Genomic DNA, 16526 nt, shown 5'->3' with positions numbered 1-16526 from the left:
TGTCCCTAATTAAACGAAAAGCAACAGAGCCAGTACGACGACTGCACCCAAACCCATAGACGCGACATACCAACGCACCTGTCCATTTTCACTGAGCGTCAAACCGCGATTACTCCAGCGCGAAAGTATCGCCGGGGTATTCATCAGTGAGTTCAGCGGATCACGCTGCAATAGCCTTGCAATCCACAAATACGGGCGGACAAACACATTGTGGTACAGCCAGTCGAAGCCCCACGCATGGAACCACCAGACCGTAAAGAAGCGGCCCGGCGCACTTTGCGCGATGCTGTTGACCAGTTGACGTTTGCCCAGATACAGAAACGCTGCCAGTGCAATACCGACCACCACCAACACGCCGGAGAAGATTTCCAGCGGCATTTTACCCTCTTCACCGAAGTGAAGCTCAGGCAATACACCCGCCAGCGGCGGAGTTATCAGCGCGCCAACAAAGGTCGACAGCACCAGCAACACGAGCAGCGGCAGGTTGTGAGTGATCCCTTTAACCGGATGCGCTTGGGTTTTTGGCTCGCCGTGGAACACAATGAAAATCATACGGAAGGTATACAGCGCGGTGAGGAATGCCCCAACCAGCCCGGCGACCATCAGATTGATATGGCCACTGGCCAATGCGCCCCACAGAATTTCGTCTTTACTGTAGAAGCCTGCGGTGACGATTGGCAATGCTGCCAGCGCCGCGCCCCCCACCAAAAAGCAGATATACACCAATGGAATAGTCTTACGCAGACCACCCATTTTGAAGATATTTTGCTCGTGGTGACAGGCCAGAATCACTGAGCCAGAGGAGAGGAACAGTAACGCTTTAAAGAAGGCATGGGTCATCAGGTGGAAAATGGCGGCATCCCACGCCTGAACGCCCAGCGCCAAGAACATGTAGCCAATCTGGCTCATGGTGGAATACGCCAGCACCCGCTTGATGTCGGTCTGCACCAGTGCGGCAAAGCCTGCCAATACCAAGGTTACCGCCCCGATGATCCCCACCAGATGCAAGACCTCTGGTGCCATCAGGAACAGGCCGTGAGTACGGGCAATCAAATAGACGCCGGCGGTAACCATGGTTGCCGCATGGATAAGCGCGGAAACCGGCGTTGGGCCTGCCATCGCGTCGGCCAGCCAGGTTTGTAACGGCAACTGCGCCGACTTACCCACTGCACCACCGAGTAGCATTAGCGTCGCCCAGGTAATAGCCGTTCCGCCCATTTCCAGTTGCTGCGGTGCCAACACCATCAGCTCACGAATGTTCAGCGTGCCCAGTTCCTGATACAGGATGAACAGCGCGATGGCGAGGAACACGTCACCGACACGGGTTACGATAAAGGCTTTCATCGCCGCCGCGCCATTAGCCGGGTTAGTGTAGTAGAAACCAATCAGCAGGTAACTGCACAGACCCACCCCTTCCCAACCCAGATACATCAGCATCAGGTTATCGGCCAGCACCAATACCACCATGCTGGCGATAAACAGGTTAGTGTAGGCGAAGAAGCGCGAGTAGCCCTCTTCCCCACGCATATACCAAGAGGCATACATGTGGATCAGGAAGCCCACGCCAGTGACCACCGACAACATGGTCAGCGACAAGCCGTCCAGAGTCAGGGTCAACGGAATGTTGAAGTCACCAACCGACATCCAGTTCCACAGTGTTTGGTTAAACACCTGAACCCCGGTGGCCTTTTGACTAAGGAAGTCCACCGCCACATACAGCGTGACCAGTGCCGTCAGACCAATCGACCCCACCCCGACGGTAGCAGAGGTATTTTCAGACCAACGCCCACGGGAGAATGCCAACAGCAAGAAGCCCAGCAGTGGCAGCAGAATTGTTAAATATAATAGGTTCATCCGCGCATCTCACTGACTGTATCGATATTCAGAGTATGACGGCGACGATATAGCTGTAACAGCAATGCCAAGCCAATACTGGCCTCCGCTGCTGCCAGCGTGATCGCCAGGATATACATCACCTGACCGTCAGCCTGACCCCAATAACTGCCCGCCACCACAAAAGCGAGCGCCGCTGCGTTGATCATCACTTCAAGGCTTATCAGCATAAACAGCAAGTTGCGACGAATCAGCAACCCTGTCAGCCCGAGCACAAACAGAATGGCCGCTAAAATCAGGCCATGTTGTAGAGGGATCATGCTTGTTCCTCCGTTTTTCTTTTCGCGCTATCACTTGCGCCCAGCACTTCACCCGGCTTGTGTTCACGCCCGATATGGAAGGCAACCACCAGACCGGCCAGCAGCAGCATTGACGCCAGTTCCACCGCCAATACATAAGGGCCGAACAAGCTGATACCGACCGCTTTGGCATCGACCATCTCACCACTGATCCCCTGATCAGATACCGAGCTAATGGCATAAATCAGTACCGACAGCAGTACTAACGCTAAAATACCAGGGCCAATCCACAGGCTCGGTTTCAGCCAATCGCGCTCTTGTTGCTCGACGTTGCCCAGGTTCAGCATCATCACCACGAACACGAACAGCACCATAATGGCACCGGCGTAAACAATGATTTCCAACGCACCGGCAAAGTAAGCCCCCAGTGAGAAGAACACGGCTGAAATAGCCAGCAAAGAGATAATCAGGTACAGCAGCGCATGTACCGGGTTGGTGTGAGTGATAACGCGAATAGTCGCCACCACTGCCACCAATGCTGCAATATAAAATGCAAATTCCATGGACGCTGGCTCCTAAGGCATCAGACCTTTAACGTCAATCGGTTTGGCTTCGTTTTCGGCTTCGCCTTTCTGCTTGCCGTCTACTGCCATACCGGACATCCGGTAGAAGTTATATTCCGGATATTTACCCGGCCCCGAGATCAACAAGTCTTCTTTCTCATACACCAGATCCTGGCGTTTGAACTCACCCATTTCGAAATCCGGCGTCAGCTGGATAGCGGTGGTCGGGCAAGCTTCTTCACACAAACCACAGAAAATGCAGCGGGAGAAGTTGATACGGAAAAACTCGGGATACCAGCGGCCATCTTGGTGCTCAGCTTTCTGTAATGAGATACAGCCAACCGGACAGGCAACAGCGCACAGATTACAGGCAACGCAGCGCTCTTCACCGTCGGGGTCGCGCGTCAGCACGATGCGACCACGGTAGCGCGGTGGCAGGTAAACCGGCTCTTCCGGATACATTTGGGTTTCGCGCTTGTGGAAGGCATGAAGACCAATCATCCACAGGCTGCGCACTTGGGTGCCGAAACCAACCACTAACTCTTTCAACGTCATGGTTCATTCACCCCTTATTGAGCGTTGTACAAAATGACCGCGGCAGTCGCCAGCAGATTCAGCAGGGTCAACGGCAGGCAAACTTTCCAGCCGAATGACATCACTTGGTCATAACGTGGGCGCGGCAAGGATGCACGGATCAGAATGAACATCACCATGAAGAAAGCCGTTTTCAGCGCAAACCAGATAAATGGCGGCAAGAACGGGCCTTGCCAACCACCGAAGAACAAGGTGACTATCAGTGCAGAGACAGTCACGATACCGATATATTCACCGACGAAGAACAAACCGAATTTCATACCGGAATATTCAATGTGGTAACCATCGGCCAGTTCTTGTTCAGCTTCTGGCTGGTCAAAGGGATGACGGTGACAGACCGCAACACCCGCAATAGCAAAGGTCACAAAACCAAAGAACTGCGGGATAACATTCCAGACGTGCTCCTGAGAGTTAACAATATCCTGCATGTTAAATGAGCCAGCTTGTGCGACCACGCCCATCAAAGACAGTCCGAGGAACACTTCATAGCTCAGGGTTTGCGCAGATGCACGCATCGCCCCTAACAGAGAATATTTGTTATTACTCGACCAACCGGCGAACAGCACAGCGTATACCGCCAGCCCCGCCATCATCAGGAAGAACAAAACACCGATATTAAGATCCGCAACTGCCCAGGTCGGGCTGACCGGGACGATAGCAAACGACAGCAGTAGCGAGGTAAAAGCAATCACCGGGGCTAAGGTAAAAATAGCCTTGTCGGAGAAGCGCGGCACCCAGTCTTCTTTGAAGAACATTTTGATCATGTCAGCCACTAGCTGCAATGACCCGCCCCAACCGACACGGTTTGGCCCGTAACGATTCTGGAACAAGCCCAGCAAGCGACGCTCGCCGAAGCTCATAAATGCGCCGCAAGTCACCACCACCAACAGAATCACTACCGCTTTCAGGACAGAGATTAAAATCTCAATCAATTCAGGGGTAAACCAGCTCATAGTACTGCCTCCCGCAGATTCTCAACCCGCGCACCCACCATTATCGGCGGAATACCCGGTAAGCCAAGCGGCAAACCGACCTGCCCCTGAGCCAAGGTTTCACTCAAACGCACTGGCAGACGCAAGGTCTGACCGGCACAGTTGAACTCCACCAGCGTACCGAGGTTTACCCCGAGACGGGTCGCATCAGCAGGATTGACCATCACATAAGGCTCTGGCATCCGCTGTTGAATCACATCTGAACGCTGAGACATCTCTTCACTACCAAACAGATGATAGTAAGGGGCAATCTGCCAGTTTTCGCCGTTGGCGGTAAAGGCCGCCGGTATCGAATCAAAGTAACCGAGCGTTCCCTCCCCTGCTTCAATCAAGCGAATACCCGGATCACCAAAGCGCAGCTTGCCGCCCACTTCAGCCTGGAATTTGTTCCATGCTTGCGGTGAGTTCCAGCCCGGTGCCCAGGCAAATGGGATCTGCTGACGGTCAGCCAGTGGGCTGTTGTTCCCTTCCATTGAGAAGGCAAACGGTGTGTCGATATCCTGCGGTTGGCGCGGTTCGTGCACACTGATATCCGCACGCATGGCAGTACGGCCACTGTAACGAATGGGTGAGCGAGCCAGTTTCTGACCACGGATACGGAAGCTGGCATCGGGTGCGGCTTCAACAATCCCTTCCAACTGCGGCAATGCTGCAACACAGGCGGCAATCACATGATCCAGTTGTGTCCAGTCCACATGACGGCTGGTATAGGTTGAGTGCAAGGAGTGCAGCCAACGCCAGCTTTCCAGCATGATGCTGTTGTTTTCCGGTTTTTTCGGGTCGTCGTAATAGGTTGGATCGTAAACCTGGAAGAAACGCTGAGCGCGGCCTTCCTGATTGACCAGCGTTCCATCACTTTCAGCAAAACTGGCCGCTGACAGAATCAAGTTCGCTTTATCCATAATGGCGGTGCGTTGATGATCAACCACAATCAGGTTGGCCACTTTATCCAATGCCGCATCAACTTTATCTTTCGCTGCATGGCGATAGAGATCGTTTTCCATCACGATAACGCTATCAGCGTCACCCTGGGTTAACGATTCCAGCGCGTGATCCAGAGAACCGCCGCCGATCATAGCAAGACCGATGCTGTTGGCTGCACTGGCAACAAAGGTGATACCCACATCAGAGCCACGGCCTTTCAGGGCTTTCGCCACGTTAGCGGCCGCTTCAATGATGGCATCGCTGCCAGCACTGCTGCCGGTAATAATCAATGGTTTCTTCGCACCCGCCAAGGCTTGTACGATGATATCCACTTTGCCTTTCAGCTCTTTCGCTAAATCATCCACGGCTGGCGCAGATTCATCCAATGCATGCGCAATGGCGAAACCTAACCGGGCCTGATCATCCACTGGCGCACGGTAGTTCCATGCCGCGATATCATCCATACGGGTGTTATCAACGTTGGTGATAAACAGCGGGTGTTTAGCGTGCTGACCGATATTCATGATGGCAGCAATCTGCCAGTCAGCGACTTTCTGTGCCGCCGCCATTTCACGCGCTTTGCCTTTCACCGCCTGACGAACAGACAGCGCGATTCGTGCGCCGGTCTGAGTCAAATCTTCACCCAGAATCAGCACGGCGTCGTAGCTTTCAATTTCGCGTAATGCTGGCGTGTAGATACCGCCTTCGCGCAGCACTTTCAGCATCAGTTGCAGGCGTTGTTGTTCACTCGCGGCAATGCCGGTATAGAAGTTTTCCGCACCGACCAGCTCGCGTAACGCGAAGTTACTTTCCAGGCTGGCACGCGGTGAACCGATACCGATGGTTTTCTTCGCCTGACGCAGAATATCCGCCGCCCCCTGCATTGCCTGTTCGGCATTCAGGTGGATCCAGTCATTGCCACGCAATTGCTGCGGTTGACGTGGGCGATCTTTCAGGTTGACGTAGCCATAGCCAAAACGGCCACGGTCACACAAGAAGTAGTGGTTCACGCTGCCGTTATAGCGGTTCTCGATGCGGCGTAATTCACCATAGCGTTCGCCAGGGCTGGTATTACACCCCACACTGCACTGCTGGCAGATACTTGGCGCAAACTGCATATCCCATTTACGGTTATAACGTTCGGAATGGGTTTTATCGGTGAATACCCCAGTCGGACACACTTCTACCAGGTTGCCAGAGAACTCGCTTTCCAGCGTGCCACTCTCAGTACGACCAAAGTAGACGTTGTCGTGCGCGCCATAAACACCCAGATCGGTGCCATCAGCGTAATCTTTGTAGTAACGCACACAACGATAACAGGCGATACAGCGGTTCATTTCGTGTGAGATGAACGGGCCGAGATCCTGATTCTGGTGAGTCCGTTTACTAAAGCGATAGCGGCGGAAACTGTGGCCGGTCATCACTGTCATATCTTGCAGATGACAGTTACCCCCTTCTTCACAGACCGGGCAATCGTGTGGGTGGTTAGTCATCAACCATTCAACCACACTCTCACGGAACGCTTTGGCTTCACCGTCATCAATGGAAATAAAGGTTCCATCGGTGGCCGGCGTCATACAGGACATCACCAAACGCCCACGCGTGTCGTCCGCGTTTTGGTATTGCTTTACCGCACATTGGCGGCAAGCACCGACGCTTCCCAGCGCCGGATGCCAGCAAAAGTAAGGAATATCGAGTCCCAGGGAGAGACAAGCTTGTAACAGGTTGTCGGCCCCGTTTACGTCGTATTCTTTGCCGTCTACATGTATCGTAGCCATATGCATGCTTCCAAGTGGCCTGAAATAACCGTCATCCTTTACGCTGCTACTGCGTTGACTGCCGTCGTTCACACCGGTCATTTAGTTCACTAAACTCCCGGAGCTTCTCTCCGTTGCCGCCTTGCCGCCACGTAAATTATTGGGTTATTTTTCAAGCGTTAATTATAAAAACTTTCTTACTTGGCACTCTGAGACATTACATTTAACACATCTCATGTGACCCAAAGTATCACCAGCGCTGCTTCAGCAAGTTATTCGGTTGAATACCGGCTATGGCTCGGGTGTTGCCATAGTCCTTGTTCGCGATCCCGGCTTCGAATTCTTCGCGGAAATATTTGATCGCACTTTGTAGTGGTTCAACCGCGCCCGGCGCGTGAGCACAAAAGGTTTTGCCCGGCCCTAAGAAGCGGCAAAGCTGCTCCAGCGTTTCGATGTCGCCCGGCTGACCTTCGCCGCGCTCCAGTGCGCGCAGGATCTTCACGCTCCACGGCAACCCATCGCGGCAAGGGGTACACCAGCCACAGGATTCACGGGAAAAGAACTCTTCCAGATTGCGCACCAGCGGCACCATACCGATCTCATGGTCTACCGCCATCGCCAGTGCGGTGCCTAACCGGCTACCTGCTTTGGCAATATTCTCGAAGTCCATCGGTAAATCCAGATGATCAGCGGTCAGGAAGTCAGTCCCTGCCCCGCCCGGCTGCCAGGCTTTGAATTTCAAGCCATCACGCATGCCACCGGCGTAATCTTCCAGAATTTCACGCGCTGAAATACCAAAGGGCAGCTCCCACAAACCTGGGTTTTTCACCCGGCCAGAGAAGCCCATCAGTTTGGTACCCGCATCGTTACTTTTACCGGCGGTAATCCCCTGATACCAGTCAACGCCGTGCTCAAGAATGGCCGGAACGTTACACAGAGTTTCAACGTTGTTAACGCAAGTCGGTTTGCCCCACACCCCGGACGATGCCGGGAAAGGCGGCTTGGAACGTGGATTGGCGCGGCGGCCTTCCAGCGAGTTAATCAGGGCGGTTTCTTCACCACAGATATAACGCCCCGCGCCGGTATGCACAATCAGCTCAAAATCAAAGCCGCTGCCCATGATGTTTTTGCCAAGCAAACCCGCTTCAGTCGCTTCGCTAATCGCACGGCGCAAATGCACGGCAGCTTCGATATATTCGCCACGCAGGAAGATGTAGCCGCGGTAAGCTTTCAGCGCAAACGCACTGATCAGCATCCCTTCCACCAGCAGATGAGGCAATTGCTCCATCAGCAAGCGGTCTTTATAGGTACCCGGCTCCATCTCATCGGCGTTACACAGCAGATAGCGGATGTTCATGCTTTCGTCTTTTGGCATCAGGCTCCACTTCAAACCGGTGGAGAAGCCCGCACCGCCACGCCCTTTCAGGCCGGCGTCTTTGACTAAGCTAACAACATCAGGTGCTGCCATGCTTTTTAAGGCTTTTTCCGCGCCGACATAGCCGTTTTTGCTGCGATATTCATCCAACCATACTGGCTGTTTATCATCGCGCAAACGCCAGGTCAGCGGGTGCATTTCTGGCGTGCGAATAACCTCTTTGGTAAAACCCGAATTAGTTGTCATGGATATTGCTCCAGTAACTTCTCAATATCTTCAGGTTTCAGATAGCTGTGGGTATCGTCGTCGATCATCATGGTCGGGCCACGATCACAGTTACCCAAGCAGCAGGTTGGCAGCAACGTAAAGCGGCCATCAAAGGTGGTCTGGCCTGGTTGAATGCTAAGTTTTTTCGAAATCGCGGCTTGAATACCCTGATAACCGGTGATGTGGCACACTACGCTGTCACAATAACGGATCACATGACGCCCAACCGGTTGACGGAAGATCTGACTGTAGAATGTGGCCACACCTTCGACATCGCTGGCCGGGATACCCAGCACTTCGGCAATGGCGTGAATCGCCCCATCCGGCACCCAACCGCGTTGTTTCTGCACAATTTTCAGTGCTTCAATTGACGCGGCGCGGGCATCTTCGTAATGGTGTTTTTCATGCTCGATAGCATCACGTTCTTCAGCACTCAATTCGAAAACTTCAACTGTGGTCGCCGGTTCAGCCGCATTGACTGCCAGATCCACCACATTTTGGCTTTCGTTATGATTCTGAGTCTCTTTTTGGTTGCTCATAATTAGCGGTCCACATCAGACATTACAAAATCGATACTGCCCAGATAGACGATCAGGTCAGATACCAGGCTGCCACGGATAACCGATGGGATCTGCTGCAAATGGGCATAACTTGGCGTACGTATCCGGGTGCGATAGCTCATGGTGCTGGCGTCACTGGTCAGATAGTAGCTGTTGATCCCTTTGGTCGCCTCAACCATCTGGAATGATTCGTTAGCTGGCATCACCGGACCCCATGAAACTTGCAGGAAGTGAGTAATCAGCGTTTCGATATGTTGCAGCGTGCGTTCTTTCGGCGGCGGCGTCGTCAGTGGGTGGTCAGCCTTGAATGGGCCTTCTGGCATGTTTTTATAACATTGCTCCAGAATACGCAGGCTTTGACGTAATTCTTCCACTTTCAGCATCACGCGGTCATAACAGTCGCCGTTGTTACCGACTGGCACTTCAAAATCAAAGTTTTCATAGCCGGAGTATGGCCGCCATTTACGCACGTCAAACTCAATGCCAGTCGCACGTAAGCCAGCCCCGGTCACACCCCATTCCAATGCTTCTTTGGCATTGTAAGCCGCCACACCGATAGAACGCCCTTTCAGGATACTGTTCTGCAACGCCGCTTTAACGTAGGAATCAAGCCGTTTTGGCATCCAGTCAAGGAAGTCACGCAGCAAACGCTCCCAGCCGCGTGGTAAGTCATGCGCCACACCACCAATACGGAACCAAGCTGGGTGCATACGGAAACCAGTAATCGCCTCAATCACATCATACACTTTCTGCCGGTCAGTAAAGGCGAAGAACACCGGTGTCATTGCGCCGACGTCCTGAATGAAAGTACTGATGTACAGTAAATGGCTGTTGATGCGGAACAATTCAGACAACATCACGCGGATGGTTTTAACGCGATCCGGCACTTCTATGCCCGCCAGTTTTTCAACTGCCAGCACGTAAGGCATCTCGTTAACGCAACCACCCAGGTACTCAATACGGTCGGTATAAGGAATGTAGCTGTGCCAGGACTGGCGTTCGCCCATTTTCTCCGCACCACGGTGGTGGTAACCCACATCTGGCACGCAGTCGACAATCTCTTCACCATCAAGCTGCAACACGATACGGAACGCACCGTGTGACGAGGGGTGGTTCGGGCCGAGGTTAAGGAACATAAAGTCCTCATTTTCGGTGCCGCGCTTCATGCCCCAATCTTCCGGTTTGAAAGTCAGTGACTCCATTTCCAGATCTTCTTTCTGCTTGGTCAGCACAAAGGGATCGAACTCGGTAGCACGCGCCGGGTAATCTTTACGCAGCGGATGCCCTTCCCAGCTCTGCGGCATCATGATGCGCGTCAGATGAGGGTGACCATCGAAGGTAATACCGAACATTTCCCAAGTTTCGCGCTCATACCAATTGGCATTAGGGAAAATCTTGGTGGCTGTGGACACATGTAAGTCTTTTTCAGACAGTGCCACTTTCAGCATGATGTCGCGGTTGCGTTCGATGGAAAGCAGATGATAGAAAACAGAAAAATCCGCATCAGGCAAGCCCTGGCGGTGGGTTCGAAGGCGTTCATCTACGCCATGCAGGTCGAACAGCATGACATACGGCTTCGGTTGTTTTCTCAGAAATGACATTACTTCCAGTAATTGTTCACGCTTCACCCATACCACGGGCATCCCGGTGCGTGTTGCCTGAACAACAAAGGCCTCTGGCCCAAAACGGTTCGACAGCTCACTGATCACCGGATCATCAAGATGATCGCGGGTCTGCCATGCAGGCTGAGTGCTGTCGGACGTCGTTAAATCGGTCATTATTTATTTACCACACTGTTTTTTCACCACATTAAATGTGTCATTTTGTGGTCATTTGCCGCATACATGTTCTGGAAGGAAACGGTTCTCTCCAAAAACAAATCACTTACGCACCAGAGTATTACGCCTAAAGACCGCGTTAGATTTCGTCAGGGGTGCGCAGGTTAGTTACTGCAATTCGTTCAGCATGCTTACGTTCTCTTTCTGGCTGCATATTGGCGCGGTAAACACCTTGATCACCGACAACCCAAGAGAGAGGACGGCGCTCTTTACCGATAGATTCCTGTAGCAGCAACAAGGCTTGCATATAAGCTTCCGGGCGCGGTGGGCAGCCAGGAATATACACATCTACCGGCAGGAATTTATCCACACCTTGTACGACAGAATAGATATCGTACATGCCGCCGGAGTTGGCACAGGCACCCATGGAGATAACCCACTTGGGTTCCAACATTTGTTCATACAAACGCTGAATAACCGGGGCCATCTTGGTAAAGCAGGTACCGGCCACTACCATGAAATCAGCCTGACGCGGGGAGGCACGCAATACTTCCGCACCAAAACGTGCCACGTCATGCACAGCGGTGAACGAGGTCACCATCTCGACATAACAGCAGGAAAGGCCGAAATTATACGGCCAAAGAGAGTTCTTACGCCCCCAGTTCACCATGTCATGCATGGCGTTCTCAAGTTTACCCATGTAAACACTACGGTGGACATGTTGCTCGAGAGGATCGCCGCTGACGGTTTCCTGAGTTTGCAGGGGGTAACGGTCGTTCTCACCGTTAGGGTCTATGCGGGTGAGCGTATAGTCCATGTTAATGCCTCGCTGTATTTATTGACCTATACCCTTTGTTCTTGGAGCCGCAGGGTTGTTAGCTGTGCGCCCTCACCCGAATCACTTACCTCGGTAAGCTTATCGGGGTTTGTTCGCTTGCTGCCTACCTGCAACACCAAGCTCTTTGGGTATATCTGGATGACTGCTGGCGTATTTGACTATGCTCGGTTTGCTCACACGGCGATTAGAACGCACAGGAGTCCAATCCAGAGCGCCAATACGCACCAGATAAACCAAACCAGCCAAGAGCACCAAAATGAAAATGGTTGCTTCGATAAAGCCGACCCAGCCACTCTCACGGATAGAGATTGACCAGGCGTACAAGTACAGGGCTTCAACATCGAAAATAACGAAGAACATGGCGACCAGGTAGAACTTGGCAGACAAACGCATACGCGCGGAGCCTACGGAGTCAATACCGGATTCATAAGGAACGTTTTTGGCACGGGCCCGAGCTCTCCCGCCCAGAAAGAACGCACCCAACAGCATCAAACCGCACAGTCCGATAGCGCCGATCAGGAATACAGCGAACGCCCAATGATGAGCGATAACTTCAGTGGTTGTTGACATACGCATTGCTTACTCATCAAAAGTGGTGTCGAACATCCTGCTCTTTAGTTGGCAGTTAGCGCACCACATCGATTCAAAGGGAAGGAATAAAAACCACACAAAACACACTGTCTTTACAACTATTTAGCCAGCGCTTTACTGTGGGCTTTTTACTCCTTTCAGTAACCTTTTGTCAACTTTGACAAAAGTAACTACACATTAATTTACAAACGCACGATCTTGCTTAACAAATGGTGCGAACTCGACAGCTAAATCGAGTCAGTCATTTATCAAGCCAGAACATACACATATAAACCAACGTGAATGTTTCATCATAACTATACCATTGTCTCAGGAATAACCGATTCTTCCACTCACTAGCTAGGGGTATTTTTTTGATCCAGAACACGTTTTGAGTGTTATTTCATGAATATCCAACATAGAAAGTTGTCTTCTTTCTTACATAAATAATGGAATAGCGTTTTGATAAAATACAAATGTACGAATGTAAGGGAAATATTGACCATTAGTTTTATAAGGTTATCGCATTTTACTTTGTTCTGGCAAATGTGCGTTAGTAAAATAAACAACGCTTTTAATGGAAAATTAAATCGAAGGCTGACAACGGCGTTATTTACTGACAAGTAAATAAAAAAGCCCCTGTTAAACAGGGGCTTGGATAATTAACAAGATGAAGTAGCTTAATTCTTTTCGTCGATTAGACGATCAGCAACAAGGGAGGATTTTGGTCCCACCAACAAGCCATGTTGATGACCGGTTTGCATCGCATCGAAAATGGCTAACGCCAATTCATTGTCACACCGGCTGTCTTTACACAATGCATAATGTGTTTCAGGCAAGCGCGGTAAGCCTTCAGTTTCCCCTAGCACACGTAAATCCGGACTCATCATTTCAATTGGTCTGGCAGTCACACCCAGCCCTGCTCTAACTGCCGCTCGGATGGCAGAAAGCGAAGAGGCTACATAGGCGATGCGCCATGCAATACCGGCTCTGGTCAGATGATCTAGTGCCATATCACGGAATGGGCTTGGCCCATCCATTACCACTAACGGCACTGTTTCACCTTTCTGGTACTGATAATCAGCAGAGCAGTACCAAAGTGTCGGTGATGTTCTTAAAATTACGTGAGGATGGGTGTCAACTTTGGCTGTGGTAATAGCCAAATTCACTTCGCCGTCACTCAGCATATCAGCGATAAACTGGCTGCGTTTTACCCGCACATCTATCGCCAGTCGAGGATAAAGTGTGGCCACTCGGTTTAGCAAAAAAGGTAACAAAGTATCGGCAGTATCATCAGATGCACCAATAATGAGTGAGCCTTCTATATTGCTGTACATAAGTGACGTACAAGCTTCATCGTTAAAACGTAAGATTTTTCTGGCATAACCAAGTAACTGGAGACCTTGTTCAGTCAATAATTTGTTACGCCCGTGGCGGGCAAATAACTCCTTACCGACTAGCTGTTCTAACCGTTGCATTTGTTGGCTTACTGCTGATTGAGTTCGGCAAACCGCTTCAGCTGCGACAGCAAAAGTATTTAAGTCAGCAACAGCTACAAAGGTTCTAAGCAGATCGAGGTCGAGATTAATTATCGGACGATTTGCATTTGTCATAGTGTATTCTTCACTTTTTTGAATTCTAACTTCAAACTACCCTGGTGTTTAACTCTTAGCGCCATCAATAAGGGACAACGCTAAGTATGACAGTACCCCACTCATTAGAGTAGGGCAAAAAATTTACTTATATTTCGTTACCGCTATCTCTTTTTAAAAAATCTATTGGTCGGTTGATGCACTGATTTGTAAATAATGTCATGTAAATCAGCTAAATCTTCGATTAATGAAGATTTTTTCAGCTTTATTTACCTCGACTTTTGAAGATTTATAACGCGTTACCTGACGATTCTAATTAAATTTATGTCTTTAGCCCGCCATAAAATATCAAAAAATCTCAATATATCTCTGCACTCCATTTTATCTAATCCAATGAATTCAACGAATAGCATTTGTTTATCATTGATATAAAAAGCAGATAACATCAATTATTCTTAATAGTTTTCCTATTTACAAATTATGGATTATCGGCCCATTTATAATATGTATGATGATATAAGGAAGGAGATAAGGAGTAGCTTTATTAAAAATAGGCTATATCCAGGCTACCTCCCTTGAAAGAGCCTATTTTTAGGCTAGCAAAAAGCAGTAAATGTCGGTTAGACACCTTTTTTGTTAATGCCGAATCTCGCCAGAAAACGCTGAATAAAACTTCAGCCTAACTCATCAATTCAACATAACCGGTGGGTGTTGAGTGGCAAAAATAGCAGTCCCTCTCTTGGTTCTTTTCCGACGAAAATCATTTGCACTAAACCGCTGTATAGAACTTCAAAAATCAGCGGCGTCGGAGTACATTGGATGTCTTGCAGTGTTCCACGCTGAGGACACGCTTTTACCAGCAAAAGGCTCAATTTTTTATGTCCCCCATTGAGAAATCCAGCAAACTGGACAACGTCTGTTACGACATTCGTGGCCCGGTGCTAAAAGAAGCTAAGCGTCTTGAAGAAGAAGGTAACAAGGTTCTGAAACTAAACATCGGCAACCCTGCCCCGTTTGGTTTTGATGCCCCGGATGAAATTCTGGTGGATGTGATCCGTAATTTGCCAACGGCACAAGGCTACTGCGACTCCAAAGGCCTGTTTTCGGCGCGTAAAGCCATTATGCAGCACTATCAGGCCCGCGATATGCGTGACCTGACTGTCGAGGATATCTACATTGGAAACGGTGTTTCTGAGTTGATCGTACAATCCATGCAGGCGTTGCTAAACCTTGGCGATGAGATGCTGGTGCCGGCACCGGATTACCCGTTATGGACGGCGGCAGTGTCGCTTTCGAGCGGTAAAGCCGTACATTATATGTGTGACGAAGAATCCGGCTGGTTCCCAGATCTGGATGATATCCGCAGTAAAATCACCCCACGTACCCGTGGGATTGTGATTATTAACCCGAATAACCCAACCGGTGCGGTCTACAGTAAAGAGCTGTTGCTGGAGATTGTCGAAATCGCCCGCCAAAATGACCTGATTATTTTCGCCGATGAGATCTACGATAAGATTTTATATGACGAAGCGCAGCATCATTCTATTGCGGCTCTGGCCCCTGATTTACTCACCATCACCTTCAATGGTTTGTCCAAGACTTACCGTGTTGCTGGTTTCCGTCAGGGCTGGATGGTATTGAACGGCCCGAAGAAACACGCCAAAGGTTACATTGAAGGCCTGGAAATGCTGGCATCCATGCGCCTGTGCGCCAACGTGCCAATGCAACATGCTATCCAGACTGCATTGGGGGGCTATCAGAGTATTAGCGAGTTTATTCAACCGGGTGGGCGCTTGTACGAACAACGCAACCGCGCCTGGGAGCTAATCAACCAAATACCGGGTGTTTCTTGCGTGAAACCTCAAGGTGCGCTGTATATGTTCCCGCGCATTGATCAGAAACGTTTTAACCTAAAAGACGATCAGAAGTTGGTATTAGACCTATTGTTACAGGAAAAAGTATTGTTAGTTCAAGGCAGTGCCTTTAACTGGCCATATCCAGACCATGTACGGATCGTGACATTACCGCGCGTGGATGAGCTGGAGATGGCGGTTGGGAAACTGGGGCGATTCCTTGAGACATATCATCAGTAATTGGTTGATTTTGCTAGGTAATATATTCGGTTGACATGGGATCGGTGTTCACTTAACTACAGGTGCCTCAACCGCCAAAGGGGTTACAAGCGCGTAACCCCCTTGGAACCCCTGCGCTTACGCACGTATCGCTTGCCCACTTCGTGGGTGCCCTCACTCATCATTCCGCTGGCGGGACGGCTTTATTATGGCCTCTTCGAGGCTACCCTCCGGGCCAACGCAAGCGTTGTTCAAAACTGCTACGCAGTGTTGTCGCGTCCCTGCTCATGACGCCTAAATCCGCCGTCCTTGGCGGATTTCCCTTGCTACACTCTTCACTCGGCGGCTCAAATGTGCTTTTAAACATCAAGGTCAAAACCCGTGTTTCGAATTGGATTTTGGCCTTAAGCGCAATCAGGAATATTACCGACAAAGGCGATGGCTCGAGTGAGCGGGCATGGACGCCCGCGAAAAGCGCGCTTGGGCAGGGATGCCCATCGCGCTGGCTTGAC

General features: G+C 50.6%; 12 protein-coding genes and 2 pseudogenes. 1 reads left to right on the top strand and 13 read right to left on the bottom strand.

The features are described 5' to 3' along the window. Positions 1-9: 9 nt before the first annotated feature. The 12 genes and pseudogenes from nuoL to rovM all read right to left on the bottom strand — a co-directional run bounded on the left by nuoL (position 10) and on the right by rovM (position 13963). Complete coding sequence (gene nuoL / locus YALDO0001_RS15180; protein ID WP_042840212.1) at positions 10-1854, bottom strand: NADH-quinone oxidoreductase subunit L; 1845 nt, start codon at positions 1852-1854, stop codon at positions 10-12. Continuing rightward, positions 1851-2153 carry an NADH-quinone oxidoreductase subunit NuoK gene (gene nuoK / locus YALDO0001_RS15175; protein WP_032815102.1) on the bottom strand — a complete coding sequence of 101 codons (303 nt, stop codon included), beginning with the start codon at positions 2151-2153 and terminating at the stop codon, positions 1851-1853. The genes nuoL and nuoK overlap by 4 nt, the downstream gene beginning before the upstream one ends. Further along, a complete protein-coding gene (gene nuoJ / locus YALDO0001_RS15170) occupies positions 2150-2695 on the bottom strand; it encodes an NADH-quinone oxidoreductase subunit J (RefSeq protein ID WP_004704401.1) in 546 nt (181 codons plus the stop codon). The genes nuoK and nuoJ overlap by 4 nt, the downstream gene beginning before the upstream one ends. Before the next feature lie 12 nt (positions 2696-2707). Continuing rightward, positions 2708-3250: an NADH-quinone oxidoreductase subunit NuoI gene (gene nuoI, locus YALDO0001_RS15165; RefSeq protein ID WP_004704400.1), complete on the bottom strand. Its 543-nt coding sequence runs from the start codon at positions 3248-3250 to the stop codon at positions 2708-2710. A gap of 14 nt (positions 3251-3264) precedes the next feature. Continuing rightward, a complete protein-coding gene (gene nuoH, locus YALDO0001_RS15160) occupies positions 3265-4242 on the bottom strand; it encodes an NADH-quinone oxidoreductase subunit NuoH (RefSeq protein ID WP_042546444.1) in 978 nt (325 codons plus the stop codon). Beyond that, positions 4239-6983 (bottom strand): NADH-quinone oxidoreductase subunit NuoG, encoded by a 2745-nt coding sequence (gene nuoG / locus YALDO0001_RS15155; RefSeq protein ID WP_042840217.1) that lies wholly within the window; start codon positions 6981-6983, stop codon positions 4239-4241. The genes nuoH and nuoG overlap by 4 nt, the downstream gene beginning before the upstream one ends. Positions 6984-7212: 229 nt before the next feature. After that, positions 7213-8583, bottom strand: a complete 1371-nt coding sequence (gene nuoF / locus YALDO0001_RS15150; protein WP_042840210.1) for an NADH-quinone oxidoreductase subunit NuoF — start codon at positions 8581-8583, stop codon at positions 7213-7215. Further along, positions 8580-9079: pseudogene (gene nuoE, locus YALDO0001_RS15145) on the bottom strand (NADH-quinone oxidoreductase subunit NuoE). The gene nuoF and the pseudogene nuoE overlap by 4 nt, the downstream one beginning before the upstream one ends. A gap of 66 nt (positions 9080-9145) precedes the next feature. Next, entirely contained in the window at positions 9146-10942 is a 1797-nt protein-coding gene (gene nuoC / locus YALDO0001_RS15140) for an NADH-quinone oxidoreductase subunit C/D (protein WP_004704392.1), read from the bottom strand. Between the two features lie 139 nt (positions 10943-11081). Beyond that, positions 11082-11759, bottom strand: coding sequence for a NuoB/complex I 20 kDa subunit family protein (locus YALDO0001_RS15135; protein WP_002210278.1), 678 nt, complete (start codon positions 11757-11759; stop codon positions 11082-11084). 99 nt (positions 11760-11858) lie between these two features. Further along, positions 11859-12356, bottom strand: a complete 498-nt coding sequence (nuoA, locus tag YALDO0001_RS15130) for an NADH-quinone oxidoreductase subunit NuoA (RefSeq protein WP_042840208.1) — start codon at positions 12354-12356, stop codon at positions 11859-11861. A gap of 674 nt (positions 12357-13030) precedes the next feature. Continuing rightward, positions 13031-13963, bottom strand: a complete 933-nt coding sequence (gene rovM / locus YALDO0001_RS15125) for a virulence transcriptional regulator RovM (protein ID WP_004704388.1) — start codon at positions 13961-13963, stop codon at positions 13031-13033. Between the two features lie 857 nt (positions 13964-14820). Here rovM and YALDO0001_RS15120 point away from each other — a divergent pair. Continuing rightward, complete coding sequence (locus YALDO0001_RS15120; protein ID WP_004704385.1) at positions 14821-16035, top strand: pyridoxal phosphate-dependent aminotransferase; 1215 nt, start codon at positions 14821-14823, stop codon at positions 16033-16035. A 202-nt stretch (positions 16036-16237) separates the two neighbouring features. On the opposite strand, the pseudogene YALDO0001_RS21605 reads toward YALDO0001_RS15120, so the two are convergent. Beyond that, a pseudogene (locus YALDO0001_RS21605) lies at positions 16238-16526 on the bottom strand (hypothetical protein); the annotation flags it as partial.

This window comes from Yersinia aldovae ATCC 35236 (assembly GCF_000173735.1).
Taxonomy (GTDB): Bacteria; Pseudomonadota; Gammaproteobacteria; order Enterobacterales; family Enterobacteriaceae; genus Yersinia; species Yersinia aldovae.
Note: the sequence above shows the minus strand (reverse complement) of the source record. Positions and strands in the feature narration are given on the sequence as shown.